Below are 23,320 nucleotides of genomic sequence, written 5' to 3'. Positions count from 1 at the left end.
TATTCGGACACCTCCACACCGACCACAACAACCGAGCAAAGCCTTGCCAAACGGCAGCGGCTTGACATAGGAGAAACTCATGGTCCAGGCAGGCGATTTCACGGGCAAGCGGTGTCTGCTCACGGGCGCGGCGAGCGGGATCGGTCGCGCGACTGCTCTGAAGCTGGCTGCTGAAGGCGCCGAGCTGTTCCTCACCGACCGCGACGCCGACGGCTTGGAGACCACTGTCGCCGATGTCCGCGCTCTCGGCGCGCGGGTGCCGATGCACCGGGCCCTCGACATCTCCGACTACGACGCGGTGACCCAGTTCGGGGCCGACATCCACGCCGAGCATCCCGCGATGGACGTGGTGATGAACATCGCCGGGATCTCGGCCTGGGGCACCGTCGACCGGCTGACCCACCAGCATTGGAAATCGATGGTCGACGTCAATCTGATGGGGCCGATCCACGTCATCGAGACGTTCGTCCCACCGATGGTCAAGGCGCGCCGAGGCGGTCATCTGGTGAACGTGTCCTCGGCGGCTGGCCTGGTGGCCCTACCGTGGCACGCCGCCTACAGCGCCAGCAAATACGGCCTGCGCGGTTTGTCGGAAGTGCTGCGCTTCGATCTGGCCCGCCACCGCATCGGGGTGTCGGTCGTGGTGCCCGGTGCGGTGCAGACGCCACTGGTGCAGACGGTGCAGATCGCCGGTGTCGACCGCGAGGACCCGAGCGTGCAGAAGTGGACCAACCGGTTCACCGGTCACGCGGTGTCGCCCGAGCATGTCGCCGACCGGATTCTGACCGGTGTCCGCAGGAACCGGTACCTGATCTACACCTCGCCGGACATCCGCGCGCTCTACATGTTCAAGCGCACGATGTGGTGGCCGTACAGCGTCGCGATGCGGCAGGTGAACGTCCTGTTCAGCCGCGCGCTGCGGCCGAAGCGCTGATCAGAGCGGACCCTTCGCGCGGTCCGAGAACATCGCGTCGTGCGCCATCTCGGCGAAGTCCTCGAGTGTGCGCAGATGTCCGGTACTCCAATCGCGCGGTTTGCGATCCCACACCGACAGCGCGCCGACGGTGTGCCCGGCGTTGTCGCTGATCGGGTAGCCCGCGAACGCGACGATGTAGTGGTCGCGCACCATCGGATGCGTCATCAGCGTGGGGTGGACCCGTGCGTCGGCGGAGATCACCGCCTCGCCGGTACTCACGATCGGCCGCGACATCGAGTGCTCGAGGGCGATCTGGCGGGCCGCGGCGAGCTCGTCGGGCACGCCGATGGCGCTGGGCACGTACACGTTCTTGTGGTCGACGAGTGTCACCGCCGCCGAGGGCACGCCGAGCGCCGCGACCGCCATCTCGACGATCCGGTCGAGGACGCGGCTGCGGTCGGGGTTGAGCATGCCGGTCTGGTAGAGCGCCTGCAGCCGTTCCGGGTCGGCGATCACCGACCCCGCGGTGCCGTCGCGAGTTGGCGGCGGCAGATCCAGATCCATCCGTCGGACGCGCTCCAGCAACTCGTCGATGTCGCCGTCGCCGCGGCGGGCCTGCTCGACCGCCATCCGGGCGGCAACCGACCGGGCGATGAACTTCTCGACAGACTCCCCGGCGATCGCGGCCTCTTTGATGAGCTCGTCGGACAACCACTCGTCGAATCCGGGGACTGCCGGCGTCATGATTTCGACGATATCGGCAAACTCCGGCCGATGCGCAGCTTCGGATGTGGAACGGCTGAGAGTGGTCAGCGGCGACCCCAGTCCCACCGGGGAACGTTGAGCAGCCCCTGACCTTCGATGCGGGTCTCCCCGAACTCTTTGTACAGCGACACGTGGCTCGCCCCGTCGGTGTCCTCATCGAGAGCGGCGGTGCCCAGCAACTCCACCATCGCGCGAGAGTGGGTGACCACCACGACCTGCGTCCGTTCCACCGCCGCCGCGACGAGACCGGCCAGCGGCCGGACCAGATCCGGGTGCAGCGACGTCTCGGGCTCGTTGAGCACCATCAGCGATGGTGGCGACGGGCTCAGCAGGGCCGCGGCCCACAACAGGAATCGCAGTGTGCCGTCAGATAATTCGGCGCACCGCAACGGCCGGAGCATCCCCTGTTGACGGAGTTGCAGGTCGAACAGCCCGTCGTGGACGGCAACGTGAACAGACGCACCGTCGAAGGCGTCGGCCACCGCGCGGGGCAGGTCATCGAATCCCGCCTCCAGGATCGTCTGCACGGCCGCCGCCAGATCGCTGCCGTCGTCGGAGAGCACGGGCGTGCGGGTGCCGATCTGCGGACGGCGGGCCGGGGCTGCGGCGTCAACCCGGAAGCCGTCGTAGAACCGCCAGCCGCGCAGTCGATCCCGCACCGCGGCCAGTTCGGGCAAGGCGCCGGGGTGGGCGAAGTCGGCGAGGACGCTGCGGTACAGCGGCAGCGCGCGGGTCAGCTCCTCGAATCCTCGGCCGGACGCGGCGCTCGCCTCGGCGAACTCACCGCCGCGGCGCACCAACGTCGACGCCGGGCGGGCCACCGGACCCGCGAAGACCACCTCCCGCTTGATCTGCGGGTCGCGGCTGAAGAAGGAGCCGGGCCCCGCGTGCACCGGCAGTCCGAGATCGACCAGATACCCGAAATCATCGGCGGCGAAGCCCATCTCGAGGGACATCGGCCGGGTCCGCACGGTGCCCTCCGTGCGGCCGGTGCGCCGGGCCCCGGTGACCTGTTCCGGGCCCGCCCACAACGCCGACTCCAGGCCGCCCTCCCGAGCCAGGGAGCCGATCACCTCGCCCCGGCCGCAGTCGGCCAGTAGCCGCAGCGCCCGGTACAGCGACGATTTCCCGCTGCCGTTCGCTCCGGTGACCACGGTGAGGCGATGCAGCGGCAGCACCACGTCCCGCAGGGAGCGGTATCCGCGGATGGCGAAGGTCTGCAGCATGTCGCCGAGGCTATTGCCCGGCGCTGACAGCCGGTCGCGGCATCGCGAGTTCCAGACGCACGCCGAGCAGGCGGACCGGCCGCTCCAGATCGAACTGTCCGAGCACGTCGAGCGCGGTCTTGGTGACGACGTCGGCGTCCACGCTCGGTGCCGGCAGCTTGCGGATCTTGGTCCGGGTGAAGAACGTCGCCGTGCGTACGGTCACCGCGACCCGGGTGACGACCCGACCCTGTTCGACGACCTCGGTCAGCGTCCGCCGGGCGAGATCGGCCACGGCGGCCGCCATGTCCGCGCGCTCAGTGAGGTCTTCGGGGAAGGTGACGACGTGGCTGCGGGAGCGCGGCACCCAGGGTTGCGAGCTGACGGTGTCGTCGCCACCGCCCTTGGCCAGCAACAAAATCCACAATCCGGTCGTCGGCCCGAACGTCGAGGTCAGCTGTGTGGCGTCGGTACCCGCGAGGTCGGCGACACTGGTGATGCCCATCGTCGCGAGCTTCTTCGCCGTCTTGGGCCCGACCCCCCACAGCGCGTCGACGGGCCGGTCACCCATCACGTCCATCCAGTTCTCGTCGGTGAGCGCGAATACGCCTCCCGGTTTGCCGAATCCGGTGGCCACCTTCGCCCGCTGTTTGTTGTCGCTGACACCGACCGAACAGGACAGCCCCGTGCCGGCGGCGACGACCTCGCGGATCTGCTCGGCCAGCGCGATCGGGTCCACGGTGCCGTCCGGGTCGTCGACCCCGACGTAGGCCTCATCCCAGCCCCACACCTCGACGGGGTGGCCGAGGTCGCGCAGCAGCCCCATCACCTCGTCGGAGGCGGCGTCGTAGGCGTCGGGGTCCGAGGCGAGGAATACGGCGTCGGGGCATCGTCGGGCGGCCGCGCGCAGCGGCATCCCCGCACGCACACCGAACTCGCGGGCCGGATACGACGCGCAGGTGACGACCTTGCGGGCTTCGGTGGGGTCTCCGCTGCCGCCCACGATGACGGGGAGGCCTTCGAGTTCAGGGTGGCGGCGCAATTCCACCGCCGCCAGGAACTGGTCGAGGTCGACGTGCAGGATCCAGCGCATCAGGTGCCGCAGAGCTTGCGGGCCAGGGATTCGAACGCGTCGCCCTGGGCGTCGAGTGAGACACCCTGGGCGAGCCGGTGTTCGACATAGTCGACGTCGAGCAGCGCGCTCAACGCGACGGCCTGCGCGTCGAGGTCGCCGGTCGTGTGTGCGGCGTCGAGCAGCATCCGGACGTGCGCAAGATGCAGGCTCATCGGGGCGTTGAACCGGGTCTGCAGATCGCGGCCGGCGTCGGAGAGCAGCGCGTGGTGTTCGTGCACGAACGTCAGGCGCTCGCGTCCGTAGGCGACCAGCCGCTCCATCGGCGGCGCGCCGGGCCCGAGGGGAGGCGGTCCGAACATGAACGCCTGCTGCTGGACCTTCTCATTCTCGTCGAGCAACACCAGCATGAGACCCGCGCGGCTGCCGAAGCGGCGGAACAGCGTGCCCTTGCCCACCCCCGCGGCCGCGGCGATGTCGTCGGTGGACACCGCATCGGGGCCGCGTTCGGCGATCAACCGCCGCGCCGCGTCCAGCAGCAACTGCCGGTTGCGGGCGGCGTCACCGCGTTCGGACGGCGCGGCAGCCGTGATCGACAACCCGGTTGTCGCGTCGGCTGCGCTCACGACTGCACTTTAGCTCAGCGGGAATAAATCGGACCGCGGTCCGGTTACCCCGTGCGAAGATCGTCAGACGACGGAAGGATTGCGACATGGCGGATGTCAACGTGCTCGTGCTGGTGGGCAGCCTGCGGGCCGCCTCGGTGAATCGGCAGCTCGCGGAACTGGCGATGGAAGCGGCGCCGGCCGGGGTCCATCTGACCCTGTTCGACCGGCTGGGTGAACTGCCTTTCTACAACGAGGACATCGACACCGACGGGGTCGCCGAACCTGTGGCCGCGCTGCGCGCCGCCGCAGCGGACGCCGACGCCGCCCTGGTCGTCACCCCCGAGTACAACGGCAGCATCCCGGGCGTACTCAAGAACGCGATCGACTGGCTCTCGCGACCGTGGGGCAACGGCGCGCTGAAGGACAAGCCGCTGGCGGTCATCGGTGCGGCGCTCGGCCAGTACGGCGGGCAGTGGGCGCACGCCGAGACCCGCAAGTCGTTCGGTATCGCCGGTCCGCGCGTCATCGAGGATCTCGAGCTGTCGTTGCCGACCAAGACGCTCGACGGTCGGCATCCGCGGGAGAGCGCCGAGGTGTCGGCGGCGCTGCGCGACATCGTCGGCAAGCTCGCCGCTGAAGTCGGCTGAAGGGTTGCCGCGCGGCCGGCCGGCGGACGTATGCGGGCCGAATCACGCGGCGGTCAGTGACACGGCAGCGTCGGTGGACGGCTGGTCGAGTGTCGCCACCAGGCGGGGCCTTCTGAGGTGTGCTCTCCGAGTGGCGGAAGTGGCTGGAGTGGCCAGAGTGTCGTGTGTACGCGGTAGCTCGACCGGTGTTTGCTGGCGACCAGGGGCCCTCCGGTGAGTCGTGGTCGAGTTGTCGGTGGCTCCTGATAGACACGACATGTGGTGCTCACCGAGGTGCGTTGTGACGTGCGACACGCTGGACACGCCGCGACACTCCGAGGCCACCAGGGAAAATTCCAAACGTGTCATTACGAGCATCTTGTATGTGATTCACTAACGGAGCACAACATCTAGTGTCTACGGTGTTGAGCAGGGAAGCCAGAAGTACGGCGACCGACGCGAAGTCCGAGGGATGTTTCCCCCTCGTCCCAGCGTTGGAAGTCAATGAGCTTTCGCTGCCCTACCGCCTGATCGTCGGTGAGGTGCAGCGTGATGAACAACCACAGATTGCCGAACGAAGATTTCGCTGAGGGAGCCCGCCGAATGACTGTCACCGTGTACACCAAGCCCGCGTGCGTCCAGTGCAACGCCACCTACAAAGCGCTCGACAAGCAGGGCATCGACTACGACGTCGTCGACATCTCCCTCGACAACGAGGCCCGCGACTACGTCATGGCCCTGGGCTACCTGCAGGCGCCCGTCGTCGTCGCCGGCAACGACCACTGGTCGGGCTTCCGCCCCGACCGCATCAAGGCCCTCGGCGGAGTGGCTGCCGCCACCGCCTGACGGGCAGGCGGTGAGCAGCGGAAGGAATCGGCGATGGGCAGCCTGGTGTACTTCTCCAGCGTCTCGGAGAACACGCACCGCTTCGTGGACAAGCTCGGGCTGCCCGCCGCCGATGTCGTCCGCATCCCGCTGCACGAGCGCATCGAGGTCCACCGGCCCTACGTACTCGTTCTGCCCACCTACGGCGGTGGACACGCGAACGGGCCCGACCCTGACGCCGGGGGATACGTCCCCAAACAGGTCATCGCGTTCCTCAACAACGAGCACAACCGGTCGTTGATCCGCGGCGTCATCGCCGCGGGCAACACCAACTTCGGCGCTGAATTCGGCTACGCGGGCGATGTGGTGTCCCGCAAGTGCGGCGTCCCGTATCTCTACCGCTTCGAACTCATGGGCACGACGGACGACGTCTTCGCCGTCCGGGCCGGCCTCGAAAACTTCTGGAAGGAACAGGCGTGTCACCCACCGTCACAGCTGCAGAGCCGGTAGCCACCGGCGCGCACGCGCTCCCCGGGGAGACCGACTACCACGCGCTGAACGCGATGCTGAACTTGTACGACAAGGACGGCAAGATCCAGTTCGAGAAGGACGTCCTCGCCGCGCGCGAGTACTTCCTGCAGCACGTCAACCAGAACACCGTCTTCTTCCACAATCAGGACGAGAAGCTCGACTACCTGATCCAGAAGGACTACTACGAGCGCGAGGTGCTCGACCAGTACTCGCGCAACTTCGTCAAGGAACTGCTCGACCGCGCCTACGCCAAGAAGTTCCGCTTTCCGACGTTCCTCGGGGCGTTCAAGTACTACACCTCCTACACGTTGAAGACGTTCGACGGGAAGCGCTACCTCGAACGCTTCGAAGACCGCGTTGTGATGGTGGCGCTGACGCTGGCCGCGGGGGACACCGCGCTCGCGGAGAAGATCGTCGACGAGATCATCGACGGACGCTTCCAGCCGGCCACGCCGACGTTCCTCAACTCCGGTAAGAAGCAGCGCGGCGAGCCGGTGTCCTGCTTCCTGCTGCGCATCGAGGACAACATGGAGTCCATCGGGCGCTCCATCAACTCCGCGCTGCAGCTGTCCAAGCGCGGCGGCGGAGTCGCCTTGCTGCTCACCAACATTCGTGAGCACGGCGCGCCGATCAAGAACATCGAGAATCAGAGCTCGGGCGTCATCCCGATCATGAAGCTGCTCGAGGACTCGTTTTCGTATGCCAACCAGCTCGGTGCGCGTCAGGGTGCCGGTGCGGTGTACCTGCACGCGCACCACCCCGACATCTACCGCTTCCTGGACACCAAGCGGGAGAACGCCGACGAGAAGATCCGCATCAAGACGCTCTCCCTGGGTGTTGTGATTCCGGACATCACCTTCGAGCTGGCCAAGAAGAACGAGGACATGTACCTGTTCTCGCCGTACGACGTGGAGCGGGTCTACGGGCTGCCGTTCGCCGACATCTCCGTCACCGAGAAGTACTACGAGATGGTCGACGACGCCCGGATCCGCAAGACGAAGATCAAGGCGCGCGAGTTCTTCCAGACGTTGGCCGAGCTGCAGTTCGAGTCGGGCTACCCGTACATCATGTACGAGGACACCGTGAACCGGGCGAACCCGATCGACGGCAAGATCACCCACTCGAACCTGTGCTCGGAGATCCTGCAGGTCTCCACGCCGTCGGAGTTCAACGACGATCTGTCCTACAAGAAGATCGGCAAGGACATCTCCTGCAACCTCGGTTCGCTGAACATAGCCAAGGCGATGGACTCACCGGATTTCGCGCAGACCATCGAGGTGGCGATCCGTGCGCTGACCGCGGTGAGCGATCAGACGTCGATCACCTCGGTGCCGTCGATCGAGCAGGGCAACAACGAATCCCATGCGATCGGCCTGGGGCAGATGAACCTGCACGGCTACCTCGCGCGGGAGCGGATCTTCTACGGCTCCGAAGAGGGCGTCGACTTCACCAACATCTACTTCTACACCGTGCTCTACCACGCCCTGCGGGCGTCGAATCGCATTGCGATCGAACGGGGTACGGCGTTCGGCGGCTTCGAGAAGTCGAAGTACAAGTCGGGGGAGTTCTTCGACAAGTACACCGAGCAGGTGTGGGAGCCGGCGACCGAGACTGTTCGCACCCTCTTCTCCAATGCCGGGATCCGGATCCCTACGCAGGACGACTGGCGGCGGCTGAAGGAGTCGGTGCAGAAGCACGGCATCTACAACCAGAACCTGCAGGCCGTGCCGCCGACGGGGTCGATCTCCTACATCAACCACTCGACGAGCTCGATCCATCCGATCGCGAGCAGGGTCGAGATCCGCAAGGAAGGCAAGATCGGCCGCGTCTACTATCCGGCGCCGTACATGACCAACGAGAACCTGGAGTACTACCAGGACGCGTACGAGATCGGTTACGAGAAGGTCATCGACACCTACGCCGCGGCCACGCAGCACGTCGACCAGGGCCTGAGCCTGACGCTGTTCTTCAAGGACACCGCCACCACACGCGATGTGAACAGGGCGCAGATCTACGCCTGGCGCAAGGGCATCAAGACGCTGTACTACATCCGGCTGCGCCAGATGGCCCTCGAGGGCACCGAGGTTGAGGGTTGCGTCAGCTGCATGTTGTGACGGCTGGCCGCTGATATCAGCAACACGATCACCCGCGAAAGTGATTCCCTAAGCACGTGATTCAGCGCCTCGGGCCAGCGCGTTGACCATGGTCGACGTGCTGGCCCGCAGCATCAGCCACAGCAGGGGGCCGGTGCCGGGGATCCGTCCGCGGAACGTCGCTGTCCAGGTGATCAGGCAGCCACGGGGTCGTGGCGTAATGCGGACGTCGGCGCGATGATCGGAAACAGGAATGCCGGACAGGATCGTGTATGCGTGGTGATGCGGACGGTCGGAGACGAGCACTTCTTCGCGCATGGTCAAGCCACTGACGACGATGCGACGCACTTCACCTGGTTCTACCCACCCGGCGGTGCGGACTCCGGCTAACCATTGCGGCCACCGCTCGGGGTCGGCGAGCAGGTCGTACACCGTCTCGGGTGACGCTGCGCACGACCGCGTGCACCGGACCGAGTGGCGCATGAGCGTCAGCCCTCGCGAGCTTCATCGGCTCGCCGAGCCTTGAGCCGCCGATCTTCGCGCAGGACGTTCTGATAGCTCTCGCGTTCGGCGACCAGCCAGTCCGGCTTCTCCTCCAGCAGTTGATTGATCTGTTCGGTGGTGAGCGCCTCGGTGATGCCGCCGCGGCCCAGACCGGCGATCGAGACGCCGAGTTTCGCGGCGACGAGGTTCTTCGGATGCGGCCCGTTCTTGCGGAGGTCTTGCAGCCACTGCGGCGGATCGACCTGCAGCGCGGCGAGTTCGGCGCGGGTGATCGCGTTCTGCTGGAATTCCGGGGGCGTCGCGGGCAGGTAGACGTCCAACTTCTTCGCCGCCGTGGCGGGTTTCATCGACTGTGCGTTCGGCCTGCTCATGAAGCGAGCCTATCGGTAGCCTGATGCGGTGATCCGGAGCTCGCTGACCCTCGGATACGTTCCGGGCGCGACGCCGGCCAAATGGTCCAGGATCTGGGCGGAGCGCCACCCCGACACCGTGCTGCGACTGCAGCCCGTCGCCGCGGCGGACGCGCCCGGGGCCGTGCGCAGCGGCGATATCGACGTGGCGCTGCTCCGGCTGCCGGCCGACACCACGCGGCTGGCCGTCATCCCGCTCTACGAGGAGGCGACGGTGGCCGTCGTACCGGCCGATCACCTCCTCACCGCCGCCGACGAGATCACCGCCGCCGACCTCGACGACGAACCGGTACTGCGGCCCCTCGACGACGTGGTCGCCTGGCCCGACCGGCCCGGCGCCCCGGTCGAGCATCGCCCCGATACCACCGGCGACGCCGTCGAGCTCGTCGCCGCCGGTCTCGGCGCGCTCATCGTTCCGCAGTCTCTGGCCCGGCTCCACCACCGCAAAGACCTCACCTACCGCCCGATCGCCGACGCGCCGATCTGTCCCGTGGCACTCGCTGTCCCGGAGGGACCGCAGTCGCCCCTGCTCGAAGAGTTCATCGGCATCGTGCGGGGTCGCCGACCTGGTTCGTCGCGCGGAGACAGCGCCCCGGCGCCCAAACGCACGGCCCGTGAGAAGACGCTCGCCAAACAGGCCGCCCGCGCCGCCGCCGGAAAGGTGGCGCGCAAACCAGGCCGGGGCGGACGCGGCCGCTAACCGGCCAGCGTCGACCAGAACTCGACCGCGTCGGCCGCGGCCGGCGCGTGGGCGCCGGTGGAACCGCAGTCTCTGTCGACATAGTCGTGGAGATTCGCTCCCACGACGGCGACGTCCGTGCGGACGATCGACAACACCGGACGCCCGACCGTTCCGCGTCCGGCCGGCAGATAGTGATTGCCGAACACCGGAATCATCTGCGGCACAGCGGCCAGGTGATATCGGGCCGAGCGCAGCGCGTCCTTCATTCTCGCCGGGCGTCGGCCCCAGCCGTCGAGCCAGAACGCCGTCCACTCCACGTCGAACAGCACGCCTTCGGCCGGCAACTGCAGCCGCTTCTGCAGGCTCCGCCGCCCCTCTCCGCGCCAATCCGGCCACGACGCACCGACGCGCAGTCCGGCGGCGAGGAACGCCCGGTGGTCGTCGGCGAACTCAATACCCAACATCCCTTCGAGGTGCGTGAACTCCGCATCGGACAGCCCCGGCTCGATCACCACCGGGCCGAGCCTAGTGGCTCGCCGAGGCTACGGTCTCTGACGAAATCCGGCCGAAATCCATCACAAAGCGTCATCTCGGCGCCGCTTGCCGAAGGTAAGGCTTGCCTACCTCGGCACAGCCGCCTACATTTACCGGAGAAATTTCCTCTTTATCAGGGAGCGGTGCATTGAAGCGATGGTCACGCGCAGCTGTCACGATGCTCGCCACCGCAGGCGTGCTGATGAGCACCGCCCCCGCCGCCGGGGCCGATCCGGAGATCCACGCCGACCCGCTCAGTCTCGAGAACTTCGCGATCACCTCCGAGGTGCCGACGCTGGCCGAACTCGACGCGCAGATCAAGCTGCTCGTCGCCACCGCCGCACCCGACTGGGTCAAGGCCGCCCAGCTGGAGGGCGGGGACCGAGCGGTGGTGGTGCCGAAGATGATTCACCGCGTCGGCTTCTTCCGTCCGCCGCGGGGGTCCAGCGTCGTGACCGGCCCTGAGACCCACGACGGTGACCGGCACACCGCGGTGATCAACGCCAGCCGTCAGGGGTCGCCGACTGTTCAGGTCGTCGCGGAGTGGCGACGGATCGACGGCCGCTGGAAACTGGCGAGCAAATCGCTGTGCAACGGCGTCAAGACGATCGGTCTGCCGATTCCGTGCAACTTCCAATGATCCGGACACACTGCCTGACAAGGTCTTTCGGGACCCACCGGGCACTGGACGACGTGACGGTCGACTTTCCCGCTGGTGCGGTCACCGCGCTGCTCGGCCTCAACGGCGCCGGCAAGACGACGCTGCTGCGATTGATCGCGGGTCTGGATCGGGCGGATGCCGGCACCGTCACGGTCGATGACCGCGCACCGTCCGGCGACCCACACCTGGTGGGCGTGCACCTCGGGCCCGGCGCGATGGACCCGCGCCATACGGTGCAGCGGCATCTGCGGTGGCTGGCTGCGCTCGCTGGCGTCGACGACGGAAGGGTCGAGGAGGTGCTCGACCAGGCTGGGCTCGCGACGCACCGCGGGCACCTGATCGGCGCGCTGTCACTCGGTGCCCGCCAGCGCCTGGCCATCGCCGGTGCGCTGCTGTGCCGGCCGGCGGCGTTGCTGTTCGACGAACCGCTCAACGGCCTCGACGTCCCGGGCATCGTCTGGTTCCGCAGCCTCCTCCGGGACCTCGCCGACGCCGGGTGCGCCGTCGTGGTGGCCACCCACCTGCTGTCGGAGGTCGTGCTGTCGGCCGATCGGGTCGTGGTGCTCGCAGACGGAAGGCCGCGCGTCGACGGCGCGCTGGCCGGGGTGGTTCCCGTCGGCGCCGACCCCCGCGACTGGCTGGAGTCGATGCTGCTCGACTGTGCGGGGTGCCCATGAACGCGGCACTGGTCACGCGCGGGGTGCGGGCCGAACTCGTCCGCACCGGCGGCCGCAGCCGGCTCTGGCTCGTCCTGGTGCCTGCCGCCGTCGCCGTACCTGCCGTCATCACCTTCGTGATCGCCTGGGTGGCCGAGGCGTTCGCGCGTATCCCCGGGCAGATCTCAGTGCTCGAGGTGCCGACGTCCAACGCGGCATACTGGGTCATCACCATCACCACCGTCGTCGTCGCATTGGCGGCAGCGGACGGCCAAGCTTCCGAGAACCGTTGGTCAGCAGGCGAATACGTCCGCCTTACGGCACCGCGCCAGTGGCCGGTGCTGGTCGGCCGATGGCTGTTCTACGGGGTGCTGGGCGCGGTGGTGACCGTCGTGGCGCTGCTCGTCGTCCTCGTCTTCCTGCCGGTGGTCTCACCGCACGTCTACGGGTCGGTGTCGGCCACCGATCCGGTCGCCCTGCGACTGCTCTGGACGGTCCCGCTGCTGAGTTTCTTCGCCGCCGGAGCCGGGATCGGTGTGGGCGCACTGGTCCGGTCACCCCTGGCCGCCGCTGCGGTGATCCTGCTGTGGGTTTACGCGTTCGAGTCGGCGGCCGGATATCTGCCCAGCGGCGCCTTCCTGCAGCGGTACATGCCCGTCCTCAACGGTGTGTTCGCGACCGGACAGGACGCGGTCCTGACGCCGCCATGGGGACCGAATATCGCTTTGCTGTATGTGATCTCACTGTTCACGGCGATCTTCGCGATCGCCGTCGTCGAAAGGACCGTCCGACATGGCTGACCCCACCCACTCCGGGCCCGTGGCGCTTCCGCTGGCCGAGCGTTCGGACGCCGACCTGCCCGGCCATTGGCTGCTGGCCCGGCTCGGCAAACGCGTACTTCGCCCCGGCGGTCTGGAGCTGACCACCCGGTTGCTCGCCGCGGCCCGACTCGAGAAGGCCGACGTCGTCGAACTCGGTCCCGGTTTGGGCCGCACCGCCGCCGACATCGTCGCCCGACGGCCGCGCTCATACGTGGGTGTGGACGACACCTCCGCCGCCACCGACAATGTCCGCTCGGTCGTCGCACCGGTCGGCGGCACCGTGGTGGTCGCCGACGCGGCGACCACCGGACTGCCGGACGGCAGCGCGGACGTGGTGGTGGGCGAGGCGATGCTGACCATGCAGGGCGACAAGGCCAAACGCGCCATCGTCGAGGAGGCTTTCCGGGTGCTGCGGCCCGGCGGTCGCTATGCGATCCACGAACTCGGACTGCAGCCCGACGATCTGCCCCAGGACGTCAAGGACGAGATCCGCCGCGACATGGCGCGGGCGATCAAGGTGAACGCGCGGCCGTTGACGACCGCGGAATGGACGCAGCTGCTCGAGGATGCCGGCTTCCGGGTCGAGACCATCGACCACGCCCCGATGGCGCTGCTGAACCCCGCCAGGGTGATCGCCGACGAAGGACTGTTCGGCGCGCTGCGCATCGTGGGAAACGTACTCCGCCGGCCCGCGGCGCGCCGTCGCGTCATCGGCATGCGCAGCACCTTCCAACGGTATCGGCGCTCGTTGACGGCGGTGGCGGTCGTCGGCGTGGTGCCCGTGCAGTGACAGACTCACCCCATGTCAGTGCGCGGCCACGATGCCGAAAGGACGGCCGACCGGGCCGCCGGCCGCCAGCGCCAGAACGTCCTGAGTTTGTTGCGCGACGCGAACCGGCCGGTCGACGCGCAAGGAGTCGCCGACGCGCTGCAGATCCACATCACCACTGCTCGGTTTCACCTGTCGGCGCTCGAATCGCAGGGCTACGTCCGGCGGGGCAGCACCCGGCCGACCGGGGCCGGTCGGCCCAAACTGACCTACGAACTGGCCCCGCGACTCGACTACGCGGACATCGTCTCGCTCTTCGCCACGCACCTCGGCGGCACGCCGCAGGAACGCGAACTGCGGGCCCGGCGTATCGGCGCGGATCTGGCACACCGGGTGCGGTTGGCGCGCCGCCGCGACGAGTCCACCATCAGCGACCTCGTCGTGGCGACGTTGACCGAGCTGGGTTTCCAGGTGCGTTCGGTGCTGTCCTCGTTCGGGGAGGTGACCGTCCAGCTGTGCACCTGCCCGCTCGCCGAGGTCGCCAAGACCGCACCGGAGGTGGTGCGTGGCATCCAGCAGGGATTGATCCAAGAGGTGATCGACCTGAATGCCGGGTCGATCGGTGGCAGCTACACGGTGGCGGTCACGCCCGATCCGCACGCCGGGTCGTGCGAAGTCGGACTCGTTCTGCGGCCCGCCAGGGGCTGAATTGTCCAGGGAGAGGTTGATGATGGCAGATACGTTGTCACTGAAGGGTATCGGCGACGAACAGCTCGACGCGGCGCGCGACGCGCGCGCCGGCCGGGCGGCGCACACGGTGTTCGGCGGTCGCGAGCGCACGCTGCGCCAGACCGTGCTGGCGCTGACCGCAGGGAGTCGGCTCGACGACCACCAGAGTCCCGGTGAGGCAACGCTGGTGGTGCTGCGGGGCCGGATTCAGCTGGGTACCGCGACCGGGGCGACGGAGGGCGCGGAAGGCGACTACCTGGTGGTTCCCGACGAGATCCACAATCTGGTGGCGGTGGAGGATTCGGTGGTGCTGCTGACCGTGGTCGCGAGATCGTGAAGTAGGCGCGGCCCCTGGTGCAGTGACGCCGAAGCCGCCCGCCAGCGCGGTGTCGCCGGAATCTCACATCCGGGTGCCGCGATGACCGACTACTGCAGCCGTCGCGCGAACAGCACCGCATCGTGGGTATGCCGGTGCTCCGCGCCGCCCAGCGGCGTGTCGCGCGGGCGGCTCTCCTCGAAGCGGACCTCCCAGCCGTCGCCGAGCACCGCCCGCACATCCGCCGGGAAAACGTAATCGGCCGGGTCGAAGCCGCGCGCCCTGGCCGTGTCCTCGTCGACACCGGCATGGTGCACCACCAGAAGCACTCCGCCGGGTGCGACCGCTGCGGTCAGCGCGCGTTCGGCGGCGCGGTCCGCAGAGCTCCGCAGCGCGGGGTACTGCGCGGTCACCAGATCGAAGCCGTTGGCGGGCAATTCGGCCGCGACGAGGTCGTTACGGACGAACGCCACCTCGGCACCGGCCCGCGCCGCGCGCGCGGCGGCGCGTTCGACTGCCACCCGGGACACGTCGAGCGCGGTGACGGTCCATCCCTGGGCGGCCAACCACACCGCGTCCGCGCCCTCGCCGCAACCGACGTCGAGTGCCCGGCCTGGCGTGAGGCCGCTCACCTCGGAGATGAGAACCGTGTTGGGCTGGCCGCTGAACAGCTGCTCCGCTGCGGCGTAGCGTTCGTCCCACTCTTGCGCGACATTCGATTCGACCATGCCCCCAGCCTGGACGCTCGGGTATGTGATGCCAAGGACAGTTGCCGATCTGGCAACCGCGATCCGCCGTCGGGCGGCGGTAGCGGAAAGAAAGCCGGGTGTGCGATCCGCTTTCGCGAACCACACACCCGGCTGCGCCGATGACCTCGGCGGGGCGGAAATCTACTTGTAGTGGTGCTGTGGGCCCTGTTCCTTCTTGTACAGCGACTTGAGCATCCGGTCCCGGAACATCGCGTTGTCGATGAGCTTGATTCCGGTGTTGGCCACACCGGGGATCCCGGCGAGCTTGTGGAAGTAGCGGCCGCGCTTGTACTCCCGGCCCCACGCCGCTTCCATCCGCTGGGCGTAGTTCGTGAAGTCGTCAGGCCCACCGTTGGTGAGCGCGGCGATCGCACATTCACCTGCGGCCAAACCGGATTCGAGGGCCTTCGAGATGCCCGCACCCGAGGCAGGCTTACCCGCACCCAGCGAATCGCCGGTGAACAGCACGCCGGGACGCCACGGCGGCCAGGCGGTGAAGCCCATCGGCAACCGCCACGCCCGCACGCTCTTGTTCTTCTTCAGCTCCTCGATGGCGGGCAGGTCCCAGTCGCGCGGCAGGGTCCGCAGGAACTCGCCGAGGAACTGGGTGGCGTTGATGGCCTGCCAGTTCTTGTAGCTGTTGACGTAGCCGAGGCCGATGTTGAAGATGCCGTCGCCCATCGGGAACACCCACCCGTAGCCGGGCAGCTGGTCACCCTCGAACTGCAGCTTCAGGTAGATGTCGAGGCTGTCGGAGTCGGGTCGGTTGGCCGGCATCTCCGAGCGGATCGCGATGGCCTGGTAGCCGTTGTACTGGGAGTCGATCTTGAGCGCCCGTTTGATGGGGGAGTAGGCACCGTCGGCGGCGATCACGGCGTCGCCGTAGACCTTCTCGCCGCCCTTGAGGGTCACTCCCACGACCCGGCCGTTCTCGTCCTGAATCGGTCCGGTGACCTCGGCGCCCTGGCGGATCTCGGCGCCGGCGGATTCGGCGTGCTTGAGCAGGACCGTGTCGAGGTGTTCGCGGCTGACGGTATGGCCGTGGTCGGGCATGCCCGGGCGCTTGGGAAACGACAGCTCCCACTGACTGGGGCTGAACACCGTCACCCGGTTGACCCGGTGGTAGGTGGCGACCTCGTCGGCCAGGCCCATCTTCTGCAGGTAGCTGACCGCGCGGGCGGTCAGGCCGTCACCGCAGGGCTTGGCCCTGGGGAACTGGGCCTTGTCCAGCACGACGACCTTCGCGCCGGTCTGTGCGGCCTGCCACGCCGCGGCCGAGCCCGAGGGCCCGCCTCCGGCGATGACCAGGTCGTATCGCTGTGTCATGAATCTCGTCTCGGTCTTTCGGAACTGTCGAGGAGGAATAGTACCCGCGCACGAGCGGGTCAGCGCTGCGAGCAGAAGGCTGCCGCACCCGCCGACACCGCGCGGGTGGCGGCGGTTCTGAGCAGGTCAGCGTGGGCAGTGCGCGTACAGTGGGCGGGTGCGTCGAGGGTCGAGGTCGCGGTCCGGTAGCGGTACCGGCGACAAAGTGGACGCGCGCAGCGAGCGCTGGCGCGAGCACCGGAAGAAGGTGCGTGCGGAGATCGTCGATGCCGCCTTCCGGGCTATCGACCGGCAGGGTCCCGAGGTCAGTCTGCGCGAGATCGCCGAGGAAGCCGGCACTGCCAAACCCAAGATCTACCGGCACTTCGCCGACAAAGCCGATCTGTTCCAGGCCATCGGGCAGCGGTTGCGCGACATGCTGTGGACGGCGATCTTCCCGTCGATCGACCTGTCGACCGATTCCGGCCGCCAGGTCATCGCGCGCAGCGTCGAGCAGTACGTCCGGATGGTCGACGAGCATCCGAACGTCATCCGGTTCCTGATGCAGGGCCGCTTCGCCGAGCAGAGCGAATCGGCGATGCGCGCCCTCAACGAGGGCCGTGACATCACCGTCGCGATGGCGAACATGTTCGACAACGAGCTGCGGGACATCGAGATCGACCCCGCAACGCTCGAACTGGCCGCCTACGCGGCGTTCGGGTCGGTGTCCTCGGCGACCGACTGGTGGCTGGGCGCCGACGGCGACAGCCCACGCCGGATGCCGTCCGACGCGTTCGTCGCTCATCTGACGACGATCCTGGTCGGGTCGATCAACGGAACCTGCGAGCTCATCGGCGTCCGACTGGATCCCGACCTGCCGCTGCACGAGGGCGTGCGGCGCGGCTCGAACGTCGCCTGATCCCGACACTGATCCCGACACGCCCGCACCCAATATGTTGGGTTGCTCCGAGCTGTCGGACACAACGAGTAGTGTCGAGGACGGCTATAGGGCGGCTATAGCGGATACCGAAAAAGCCTGGTGAAGTGGGGTTCTGGTGAGCGAAGGCATGAAGCTGATTGACCGCGTCTCGGCGATCAACTGGAACCGTGTGCAGGACGACAAGGACGCCGAGGTCTGGGACCGCCTGACCGGCAACTTCTGGCTGCCGGAGAAGGTGCCGGTGTCGAACGACATCCCGTCCTGGGGCACGCTGACCGCCCACGAGAAGCAGCTCACCATGCGGGTGTTCACCGGCCTGACGCTGCTGGACACCATCCAGGGCACCGTCGGCGCGGTGTCGCTGATCCCGGACGCGCTGACCCCGCACGAGGAGGCGGTGTACACCAACATTGCGTTCATGGAGTCGGTGCACGCCCGCAGCTACAGCAACATCTTCTCCACCCTGTGCTCGACGTCGGAGATCGACGACGCCTTCCGCTGGTCCGAGGAGAATCCCAACCTGCAGCGCAAGGCCGAGATCGTGATGCGCTACTACAAGGGCGACGAACCGCTCAAGCGCAAGGTCGCGTCGACGCTGTTGGAGAGCTTCCTGTTCTACTCCGGCTTCTACCTGCCGATGTACTGGTCGAGCCGGGCCAAGCTCACCAACACCGCCGACATGATCCGGCTGATCATCCGCGACGAGGCCGTGCACGGCTACTACATCGGCTACAAGTACCAGCGCGGGCTGGCCATGCAGGAGCCGGCCAAGCAGCAGGAACTCAAGGACTACACCTACGAGTTGCTCTTCGAGCTGTACGACAACGAGGTCGAATACACCCAGGACCTCTACGACAGCGTCGGCCTGACCGAGGACGTCAAGAAGTTCCTGCGCTACAACGCCAACAAAGCGCTGATGAACCTGGGCTATGAGGCCCTGTTCCCGCGCGACGAGACCGACGTCAACCCGGCGATCCTGTCGGCGCTGAGCCCCAATGCCGACGAGAATCACGACTTCTTCTCCGGCTCGGGGTCGAGCTACGTGATCGGCAAAGCCGTCAACACCGAAGACGAGGACTGGGACTTCTAGCGTCGTATACCGGTGCGGCTGAGCCGGGCGGAACGCGACTGGGTGTTCGCTGCGGTCGCCGACGAACGGCGGTCCATCGCTGATCTGATCGACGGTCTCGACCCCGCCGGGCTCGCAACGGCCAGCCTGTGCGCGGGATGGGACGTCAAAACCGTTGCCGCGCATCTGATCAGCGATTTCGCCGACGGCTTCAGCGGCTTCCTGCTCAGCGGGATCCGGCACGGCGGCATCGACCGGGGCATCGACGCGCTGGCCCGCCGCCGGGCCCAGGCCCCGGCCGCCGAGATCGCCGACACGCTGCGCCGGCGCGCCGAGCACCGGCTCAGCCCACCCGTGGCCGGGCCGCTGTCCGGCCTCGCTGACGTCCTGATCCACGGCGCCGACATGCGTATCCCGCTGGGCGTTGCGCATCAGCCCGACCCGGCTCAGGTGGCCCGCGTGCTCGACTTCCTGACCGGTCGCACCCAGATCGGCTTCTTCCCGCACCGACGGCTGCGCGGTATTGCGCTGCGCGACGAGGACACCGGCCGGACGTGGGGGCACGGCGCCGCCATCCACGGTCGAGGAGCGGCGCTGATGTTGTCGATCTGCGGGCGCACCGTGGCCGTCGACCAGCTCACCGGACCGGGTCTGCCGCTCCTGATGTCCCGCCTCACCTGAGACGTTTTCGGTAGCGTCGGCACGTGTCCGACCTGACCAATCGCCAGATCGTGCTGCGTCGCCGCCCCCACGGGCTCGTCGACCCGGACGACACCGAGCTGATCACCACCCCGGCCCCCGAGCCCGCCGACGGCGAGGCGCTGGTCCGCGTCACCTACGTGGGCATCGACGCCGCCGCCCGGACCTGGCTCAACGACCAACCCGGCTACCTGCCCCCGGTACAACTCGGCGAGGTCATCCGGGCGGCCGGCATCGGGGTGGTCGTGAAATCACGCTGCCCCGCCTACGCCGTCGGTGATCTGGTCACCAGCCTGACCGGCTTCCAGGAGTACGTCATCGTCCGCGACGACATCTTCTGCACGCCGGTCGACGACCCCGCCGCCGACCAGCCTGCGGTGATGTCGATCTACGGCCCCACGGGCGCCACCGCCTACTTCGGCATGCACGACATCGGCCGACCCGCACCCGGGCAGACCGTCGTGGTGTCGGCCGCCGCCGGCGCCACCGGATCGGTTGCCGGCCAGATCGCCAAGATCGCCGGCGCCCGGGTGGTCGGCATCGCGGGCGGCCCCGAGAAGTGCCGCGCCGTCGTCGAGGACTTCGGGTTCGACGCCTGCATCGATTACCGCAACGAGCCGCTGCCGGCCGCGCTCAAACAACACTGCCCCAGGGGTGTCGACGTGTACTTCGACAACGTCGGCGGCCCCATCCTCGACGCGGTGCTCGGCCGCCTCGCACCCAAGGCCCGCGTCGTGCTGTGTGGGGTGATCTCGAGCTATCTCACCGGAGACCACCCCGGACCGGCCAACTACGTCAACCTGCTCTCCAAGACCGCGACCATGCAGGGCTTCAACGCCCTCGACGAGTGGGGCCGGTTCGAGGAGGCCTTCGCCGCCCTGCACCAGTGGGAGGCCGAGGGACTGCTGTCCCACCGGGAAACGATCTTCACCGGTATCGAGTCCTGCGTCGACGCCCTCAACGGCCTGTTCACCGGCGCGAACATCGGCAAAATGCTGGTGAAGATCGCCGACTGACGGCTGCGGCGTTCGCCGAGATCGACGAAATGCCCGCGACTGCTCGCACTTTCGCGCCCGTTTGATCATTTGGGCGCACAGCCGAATCTGACGAGCTGATGACGTAGGGCGCCTGCGCGGGAGCGTCGGCTAACAGCGGGCATCTAGGCGACGACATACGAGGTGACCGGCCGTCGTCCAGGCGCCGGATCACACGCGACGGATGCGAAGCAGCGGCATCCGAGCGGCTCCTTTTTGCACACGGTCACGCCGCATTCGCGGCGTGCCCCGAAAGGATGGCAAGACCAGATGAGATCGCTACAGAAACTGCGCCGACGGCTGATGGTCGGCGCCCTGACAGCCGCCGTGCTGCCGGCTCTGATCGGCATCACCGGCAACGCGGCGACGGCAGGGGCGTACTCCCGGCCGGGCCTGCCCGTGGAGACGCTGATGGTGCCGTCCGCGGCGATGGGCACCACCGTGCCCGTCCGCTTCCAGGGGGGTGGGCCCAAGGCGGTCTATCTGCTCGACGGACTGCGCGCCCGCGACGACAACAGCGGTTGGGACATCGAGACCGCGGCATTCGAGAACTACTTCGAATCGGGTCTGTCGGTCGTCATGCCCGTCGGCGGCATGTCGAGCTTCTACACCAACTGGCAGAGCCCGGCGGTCGGCAACGGCCGCACGCAGAACTACCAGTGGGAGACGTTCCTGACCTCCGAGCTCCCGACCTACCTCGCGGCCAACAAAGGCATCTCGCAGAGCGGGAACGCCGTCGTCGGTCTGTCGATGTCGGGGAGCTCGGCGCTGATCCTGGCCGCCTACCACCCCGGCCAGTTCAGCTATGCGGCGTCGCTGTCGGGATTCCTGAACCTGTCCGAGGGCATCTGGCCGACCCTGGTCGGCATCTCGATGCGCGACGCGGGCGGCTTCGACGCCACCGCGATGTGGGGGCCCGGCGGGGGACCGGCGTGGCAGCGCAACGACCCCACGCTGCAGGCCGGCCGGCTGGTAGCCAACGGCACCCGCCTGTGGGTGTACACCGGCAACGGCAGGCCCGGTGACCTCGGTGGCGGCGGTGACATCCCGGGTCAGCTCCTCGAGAGCATCACCCAGGACAGCAACCGCGCGTTCCAGCGCGCCTACACCGCCGACGGTGGCGGTAACGCTACCTTCACGTTCCCGCCGAACGGGACGCACGGCTGGGGCTACTGGGGTTCGCAGTTGAACGCGATGAAGCCGGACATCCAGCGCACATTGGGCGCCTAGTCCGAATACGAGAACGGCCGGAGTGCAATGCGCACTCCGGCCGTTTTCTCGTGGATCAGCTGCGCAGTGCGGCGGTGTCGATGACGAAGCGGTAGCGCACGTCGCTGGCCAGCACGCGCTCGTAGGCCTCGTTGATGTAGTCCGGGGCGATGACCTCGATTTCGGGGCGCACGTCGTGCTCGGCGCAGAAGTCCAGCATCTCCTGCGTTTCGGCGATCCCGCCGATCAGCGAGCCCGCGATCCGCTTGCGGCCGGAGATCAGTGCCCCGGCCGGCACCTGCATCGGATGCTCGGGCATTCCGAGCTCGACGAGCGTGCCGTCGAGTTTGAGCAGCTTCAGATATTGCACCAGGTCGAGGTTGGCAGACACCGTGTTGATGATCAGATCGAACGTCCCCGCGAGTGCCTTGAACGTGTTGGCGTCGCTGGTGGCGTGGTAGGCCGAAGCGCCGAGGCGCAGCCCGTCCTCCATCTTCTTGAGCGATTGGCTCAGCACCGTGACCTCTGCGCCCATCGCGACGGCGATCTTCACGGCCAGGTGTCCCAGACCGCCGAGACCGACCACGGCGACCTTCTTCCCCGGCCCGGCCTCCCAGTGCCGCAGCGGCGAATAGGTGGTGATGCCCGCACACAGCAGCGGTGCGGCGTCCTCCAGCGAGATGCTGTCCGGGATGCGGAGGACATAGTTCTCGTCGACGACGATCGCGCCGCTGTAGCCGCCCTGCGTGGGCTGGCCGTCGCGACCCACGCCGTTGTAGGTGCCGACCATGCCGCCGCCGGTGCAGTACTGCTCGTCGCCGGCGCGGCAGTTGTCACATTCACGGCAGGAGTCGACGAAGCAGCCGACACCGACCCGGTCGCCGACCTTGTACTTCGAGACCTCGGAGCCGACCTCGGTGACGATGCCGGCGATCTCGTGGCCGGGCACGATCGGGAATTTCACCCGGCCCCACTCGGCTTTGACGGTGTGGATGTCGGAGTGACAGATGCCGGCGAAGTGGATGTCGAACGCCACGTCGTGCGGGCCGACGTCGCGGCGGGTGATCGTGGTGGGGGTCAGACGCTCGGCCGCCGATGTGGCGGCATAGGCGGAAACAGACGTGGACATAGAAAACCTCTTGATCGTTGATCGTCGTTCGGGAGGACGCGTCAGGCCGCGGCGATGCGGCACACCTCGGGCATAACCAGGCGCGGCGGGTGCGTAATCCCGATCCGCGGAGATGTCAGCTATCTGACAGCACGGGGGCGCGGAAGGCGCCGTTGAAGCTCACCCGCTCGTAGCGCACGACGCCGGCCTGCGAATAAGGGTCCGCGGCGATGAGACCGTCGGCCTCGTCGGCGGAGATGTCGCCGGTGATCAGCACGGCGCCGGTCTGCGCCTCGACCCGGCCGGCGAGCAGGATGCGGCCCGCAGCGGCCTCGGCGCCCAGCCACTCCAGATGCGCGGGACGTGACTGGTCGATGACGTCGAGCGGTTGCAGGTAGGTCAGCGTCAGCACATGGAACACGCGCCGAACACTAGCCGGTCGAGTGTGCGGTAAGGGCGTCGAGTGTGCACCCAGGGCGGGTAG

Annotated in this window: 28 protein-coding genes; 17 read left to right on the top strand and 11 right to left on the bottom strand. The window is 67.8% G+C overall.

Annotated features, from left to right (window positions below; translation table 11 throughout):
* The first annotated feature begins 79 nt into the window (after positions 1-79).
* On the top strand, positions 80-934 hold the full coding sequence (locus A5757_RS03655; RefSeq protein ID WP_066828693.1) for an SDR family oxidoreductase: 855 nt from the start codon (positions 80-82) through the stop codon (positions 932-934).
* Here the strand turns inward: A5757_RS03655 and A5757_RS03650 are convergent, their stop codons facing one another.
* From A5757_RS03650 to A5757_RS03635, 4 genes are all read right to left on the bottom strand, one after another.
* Positions 935-1,660 carry a GAF domain-containing protein gene (locus A5757_RS03650; protein ID WP_066828744.1) on the bottom strand — a complete coding sequence of 242 codons (726 nt, stop codon included), beginning with the start codon at positions 1,658-1,660 and terminating at the stop codon, positions 935-937.
* A 65-nt stretch (positions 1,661-1,725) separates the two neighbouring features.
* Positions 1,726-2,907: an AAA family ATPase gene (locus A5757_RS03645; RefSeq protein WP_066828691.1), complete on the bottom strand. Its 1,182-nt coding sequence runs from the start codon at positions 2,905-2,907 to the stop codon at positions 1,726-1,728.
* A 10-nt stretch (positions 2,908-2,917) separates the two neighbouring features.
* Positions 2,918-3,979: a DNA polymerase IV gene (locus A5757_RS03640; RefSeq protein ID WP_197497235.1), complete on the bottom strand. Its 1,062-nt coding sequence runs from the start codon at positions 3,977-3,979 to the stop codon at positions 2,918-2,920.
* Complete coding sequence (locus tag A5757_RS03635) at positions 3,979-4,584, bottom strand: TetR/AcrR family transcriptional regulator (protein WP_066828687.1); 606 nt, start codon at positions 4,582-4,584, stop codon at positions 3,979-3,981. The genes A5757_RS03640 and A5757_RS03635 overlap by 1 nt, the downstream gene beginning before the upstream one ends.
* A gap of 86 nt (positions 4,585-4,670) precedes the next feature.
* Here A5757_RS03635 and A5757_RS03630 point away from each other — a divergent pair, with 86 nt between their 5' ends.
* The 4 genes from A5757_RS03630 (at position 4,671) to nrdE (ending at position 8,662) form a co-directional block, all read left to right on the top strand.
* Positions 4,671-5,213 carry an NAD(P)H-dependent oxidoreductase gene (locus A5757_RS03630; RefSeq protein ID WP_066828685.1) on the top strand — a complete coding sequence of 181 codons (543 nt, stop codon included), beginning with the start codon at positions 4,671-4,673 and terminating at the stop codon, positions 5,211-5,213.
* A 582-nt stretch (positions 5,214-5,795) separates the two neighbouring features.
* Complete coding sequence (locus A5757_RS03625; RefSeq protein ID WP_066828742.1) at positions 5,796-6,038, top strand: redoxin NrdH; 243 nt, start codon at positions 5,796-5,798, stop codon at positions 6,036-6,038.
* A gap of 33 nt (positions 6,039-6,071) precedes the next feature.
* Entirely contained in the window at positions 6,072-6,527 is a 456-nt protein-coding gene (gene nrdI / locus A5757_RS03620; RefSeq protein ID WP_066828683.1) for a class Ib ribonucleoside-diphosphate reductase assembly flavoprotein NrdI, read from the top strand.
* Complete coding sequence (gene nrdE / locus A5757_RS03615; RefSeq protein ID WP_066828681.1) at positions 6,494-8,662, top strand: class 1b ribonucleoside-diphosphate reductase subunit alpha; 2,169 nt, start codon at positions 6,494-6,496, stop codon at positions 8,660-8,662. Before nrdI ends, nrdE begins: the two co-directional genes overlap by 34 nt.
* Before the next feature lie 48 nt (positions 8,663-8,710).
* On the opposite strand, the gene A5757_RS22650 is transcribed toward nrdE, so the two are convergent.
* Entirely contained in the window at positions 8,711-9,124 is a 414-nt protein-coding gene (locus tag A5757_RS22650) for an SRPBCC family protein (protein WP_082929293.1), read from the bottom strand.
* A 5-nt stretch (positions 9,125-9,129) separates the two neighbouring features.
* Positions 9,130-9,516: a DUF5997 family protein gene (locus tag A5757_RS03610; protein ID WP_066828679.1), complete on the bottom strand. Its 387-nt coding sequence runs from the start codon at positions 9,514-9,516 to the stop codon at positions 9,130-9,132.
* A 28-nt stretch (positions 9,517-9,544) separates the two neighbouring features.
* Here A5757_RS03610 and A5757_RS03605 point away from each other — a divergent pair, with 28 nt between their 5' ends.
* Positions 9,545-10,255: a LysR family transcriptional regulator substrate-binding protein gene (locus A5757_RS03605; protein WP_066828677.1), complete on the top strand. Its 711-nt coding sequence runs from the start codon at positions 9,545-9,547 to the stop codon at positions 10,253-10,255.
* Here A5757_RS03605 and A5757_RS03600 read toward each other — a convergent pair.
* Positions 10,252-10,752 (bottom strand): hypothetical protein, encoded by a 501-nt coding sequence (locus A5757_RS03600; RefSeq protein ID WP_066828675.1) that lies wholly within the window; start codon positions 10,750-10,752, stop codon positions 10,252-10,254. The genes A5757_RS03605 and A5757_RS03600 overlap by 4 nt on opposite strands.
* 197 nt (positions 10,753-10,949) lie before the next feature.
* Here A5757_RS03600 and A5757_RS03595 point away from each other — a divergent pair, with 197 nt between their 5' ends.
* Genes A5757_RS03595 through A5757_RS03570 form a run of 6 tightly spaced genes read left to right on the top strand, consistent with a single transcriptional unit; the run spans position 10,950 to position 14,744 of the window.
* The gene (locus A5757_RS03595) at positions 10,950-11,411 is read left to right on the top strand and encodes a hypothetical protein (protein ID WP_066828674.1); all 462 of its coding nucleotides are present in this window, start codon (positions 10,950-10,952) and stop codon (positions 11,409-11,411) included.
* A complete protein-coding gene (locus A5757_RS03590) occupies positions 11,408-12,109 on the top strand; it encodes an ABC transporter ATP-binding protein (protein ID WP_066828672.1) in 702 nt (233 codons plus the stop codon). Before A5757_RS03595 ends, A5757_RS03590 begins: the two co-directional genes overlap by 4 nt.
* Entirely contained in the window at positions 12,106-12,888 is a 783-nt protein-coding gene (locus A5757_RS03585; protein WP_066828670.1) for an ABC transporter, read from the top strand. Before A5757_RS03590 ends, A5757_RS03585 begins: the two co-directional genes overlap by 4 nt.
* A complete protein-coding gene (locus A5757_RS03580; RefSeq protein WP_066828668.1) occupies positions 12,881-13,699 on the top strand; it encodes a class I SAM-dependent methyltransferase in 819 nt (272 codons plus the stop codon). Before A5757_RS03585 ends, A5757_RS03580 begins: the two co-directional genes overlap by 8 nt.
* A gap of 12 nt (positions 13,700-13,711) precedes the next feature.
* Complete coding sequence (locus A5757_RS03575) at positions 13,712-14,386, top strand: metalloregulator ArsR/SmtB family transcription factor (protein WP_066828666.1); 675 nt, start codon at positions 13,712-13,714, stop codon at positions 14,384-14,386.
* Between the two features lie 19 nt (positions 14,387-14,405).
* Positions 14,406-14,744 carry a cupin gene (locus tag A5757_RS03570; RefSeq protein WP_066828664.1) on the top strand — a complete coding sequence of 113 codons (339 nt, stop codon included), beginning with the start codon at positions 14,406-14,408 and terminating at the stop codon, positions 14,742-14,744.
* Positions 14,745-14,833: 89 nt separating this feature from the next.
* On the opposite strand, the gene A5757_RS03565 is transcribed toward A5757_RS03570, so the two are convergent.
* Together A5757_RS03565 and A5757_RS03560 are read right to left on the bottom strand one after the other, a co-directional pair.
* Positions 14,834-15,451: a bifunctional 2-polyprenyl-6-hydroxyphenol methylase/3-demethylubiquinol 3-O-methyltransferase UbiG gene (locus A5757_RS03565; RefSeq protein ID WP_082929292.1), complete on the bottom strand. Its 618-nt coding sequence runs from the start codon at positions 15,449-15,451 to the stop codon at positions 14,834-14,836.
* Positions 15,452-15,613: 162 nt separating this feature from the next.
* Positions 15,614-16,798, bottom strand: a complete 1,185-nt coding sequence (locus A5757_RS03560) for an NAD(P)/FAD-dependent oxidoreductase (RefSeq protein WP_066828662.1) — start codon at positions 16,796-16,798, stop codon at positions 15,614-15,616.
* A gap of 157 nt (positions 16,799-16,955) precedes the next feature.
* Here A5757_RS03560 and A5757_RS03555 point away from each other — a divergent pair, with 157 nt between their 5' ends.
* The 5 genes from A5757_RS03555 (at position 16,956) to A5757_RS03535 (ending at position 21,749) form a co-directional block, all read left to right on the top strand.
* A complete protein-coding gene (locus A5757_RS03555; protein WP_066828660.1) occupies positions 16,956-17,696 on the top strand; it encodes a TetR/AcrR family transcriptional regulator in 741 nt (246 codons plus the stop codon).
* 148 nt (positions 17,697-17,844) lie between these two features.
* Positions 17,845-18,807: a class 1b ribonucleoside-diphosphate reductase subunit beta gene (gene nrdF, locus A5757_RS03550; RefSeq protein ID WP_066828738.1), complete on the top strand. Its 963-nt coding sequence runs from the start codon at positions 17,845-17,847 to the stop codon at positions 18,805-18,807.
* Positions 18,808-18,819: 12 nt separating this feature from the next.
* A complete protein-coding gene (locus tag A5757_RS03545; RefSeq protein WP_066828658.1) occupies positions 18,820-19,467 on the top strand; it encodes a maleylpyruvate isomerase family mycothiol-dependent enzyme in 648 nt (215 codons plus the stop codon).
* 23 nt (positions 19,468-19,490) lie between these two features.
* Positions 19,491-20,501: an NADP-dependent oxidoreductase gene (locus tag A5757_RS03540; protein ID WP_066828656.1), complete on the top strand. Its 1,011-nt coding sequence runs from the start codon at positions 19,491-19,493 to the stop codon at positions 20,499-20,501.
* Between the two features lie 288 nt (positions 20,502-20,789).
* Entirely contained in the window at positions 20,790-21,749 is a 960-nt protein-coding gene (locus A5757_RS03535; protein ID WP_066828654.1) for an alpha/beta hydrolase family protein, read from the top strand.
* Between the two features lie 55 nt (positions 21,750-21,804).
* Here A5757_RS03535 and A5757_RS03530 read toward each other — a convergent pair whose 3' ends face one another.
* Together A5757_RS03530 and A5757_RS03525 are read right to left on the bottom strand one after the other, a co-directional pair.
* The gene (locus tag A5757_RS03530) at positions 21,805-22,857 is read right to left on the bottom strand and encodes an NAD(P)-dependent alcohol dehydrogenase (RefSeq protein ID WP_066828652.1); all 1,053 of its coding nucleotides are present in this window, start codon (positions 22,855-22,857) and stop codon (positions 21,805-21,807) included.
* Between the two features lie 115 nt (positions 22,858-22,972).
* Positions 22,973-23,257 (bottom strand): YciI family protein, encoded by a 285-nt coding sequence (locus A5757_RS03525; protein ID WP_066828650.1) that lies wholly within the window; start codon positions 23,255-23,257, stop codon positions 22,973-22,975.
* Between the last annotated feature and the right edge of the window lie 63 nt (positions 23,258-23,320).

Source organism: Mycobacterium sp. 852013-51886_SCH5428379, assembly GCF_001665575.1.
Classification (GTDB): Bacteria; Actinomycetota; Actinomycetes; order Mycobacteriales; family Mycobacteriaceae; genus Mycobacterium.
The sequence above is the reverse complement of the archived record's forward strand: the minus strand, read 5'-3'. Positions and strand labels throughout refer to the sequence as shown.

What these genes read in the sequence shown, in the direction of transcription:
- A5757_RS03655 (WP_066828693.1), top strand. Translation starts at nt 80, where the DNA reads ATGGTCCAGGCAGGCGATTTCACGGGCAAGCGGTGTCTGCTCACGGGC.
- A5757_RS03650 (WP_066828744.1), bottom strand. Translation starts at nt 1,660, where the DNA reads ATGACGCCGGCAGTCCCCGGATTCGACGAGTGGTTGTCCGACGAGCTC.
- A5757_RS03645 (WP_066828691.1), bottom strand. Translation starts at nt 2,907, where the DNA reads ATGCTGCAGACCTTCGCCATCCGCGGATACCGCTCCCTGCGGGACGTG.
- A5757_RS03640 (WP_197497235.1), bottom strand. Translation starts at nt 3,979, where the DNA reads ATGCGCTGGATCCTGCACGTCGACCTCGACCAGTTCCTGGCGGCGGTG.
- A5757_RS03630 (WP_066828685.1), top strand. Translation starts at nt 4,671, where the DNA reads ATGGCGGATGTCAACGTGCTCGTGCTGGTGGGCAGCCTGCGGGCCGCC.
- A5757_RS03625 (WP_066828742.1), top strand. Translation starts at nt 5,796, where the DNA reads ATGACTGTCACCGTGTACACCAAGCCCGCGTGCGTCCAGTGCAACGCC.
- nrdI (WP_066828683.1), top strand. Translation starts at nt 6,072, where the DNA reads ATGGGCAGCCTGGTGTACTTCTCCAGCGTCTCGGAGAACACGCACCGC.
- A5757_RS22650 (WP_082929293.1), bottom strand. Translation starts at nt 9,124, where the DNA reads ATGCGCCACTCGGTCCGGTGCACGCGGTCGTGCGCAGCGTCACCCGAG.
- A5757_RS03610 (WP_066828679.1), bottom strand. Translation starts at nt 9,516, where the DNA reads ATGAGCAGGCCGAACGCACAGTCGATGAAACCCGCCACGGCGGCGAAG.
- A5757_RS03595 (WP_066828674.1), top strand. Translation starts at nt 10,950, where the DNA reads ATGCTCGCCACCGCAGGCGTGCTGATGAGCACCGCCCCCGCCGCCGGG.
- A5757_RS03590 (WP_066828672.1), top strand. Translation starts at nt 11,408, where the DNA reads ATGATCCGGACACACTGCCTGACAAGGTCTTTCGGGACCCACCGGGCA.
- A5757_RS03585 (WP_066828670.1), top strand. Translation starts at nt 12,106, where the DNA reads ATGAACGCGGCACTGGTCACGCGCGGGGTGCGGGCCGAACTCGTCCGC.
- A5757_RS03580 (WP_066828668.1), top strand. Translation starts at nt 12,881, where the DNA reads ATGGCTGACCCCACCCACTCCGGGCCCGTGGCGCTTCCGCTGGCCGAG.
- A5757_RS03575 (WP_066828666.1), top strand. Translation starts at nt 13,712, where the DNA reads ATGTCAGTGCGCGGCCACGATGCCGAAAGGACGGCCGACCGGGCCGCC.
- A5757_RS03570 (WP_066828664.1), top strand. Translation starts at nt 14,406, where the DNA reads ATGATGGCAGATACGTTGTCACTGAAGGGTATCGGCGACGAACAGCTC.
- A5757_RS03565 (WP_082929292.1), bottom strand. Translation starts at nt 15,451, where the DNA reads ATGGTCGAATCGAATGTCGCGCAAGAGTGGGACGAACGCTACGCCGCA.
- A5757_RS03560 (WP_066828662.1), bottom strand. Translation starts at nt 16,798, where the DNA reads ATGACACAGCGATACGACCTGGTCATCGCCGGAGGCGGGCCCTCGGGC.
- nrdF (WP_066828738.1), top strand. Translation starts at nt 17,845, where the DNA reads ATGAAGCTGATTGACCGCGTCTCGGCGATCAACTGGAACCGTGTGCAG.
- A5757_RS03535 (WP_066828654.1), top strand. Translation starts at nt 20,790, where the DNA reads ATGAGATCGCTACAGAAACTGCGCCGACGGCTGATGGTCGGCGCCCTG.
- A5757_RS03530 (WP_066828652.1), bottom strand. Translation starts at nt 22,857, where the DNA reads ATGTCCACGTCTGTTTCCGCCTATGCCGCCACATCGGCGGCCGAGCGT.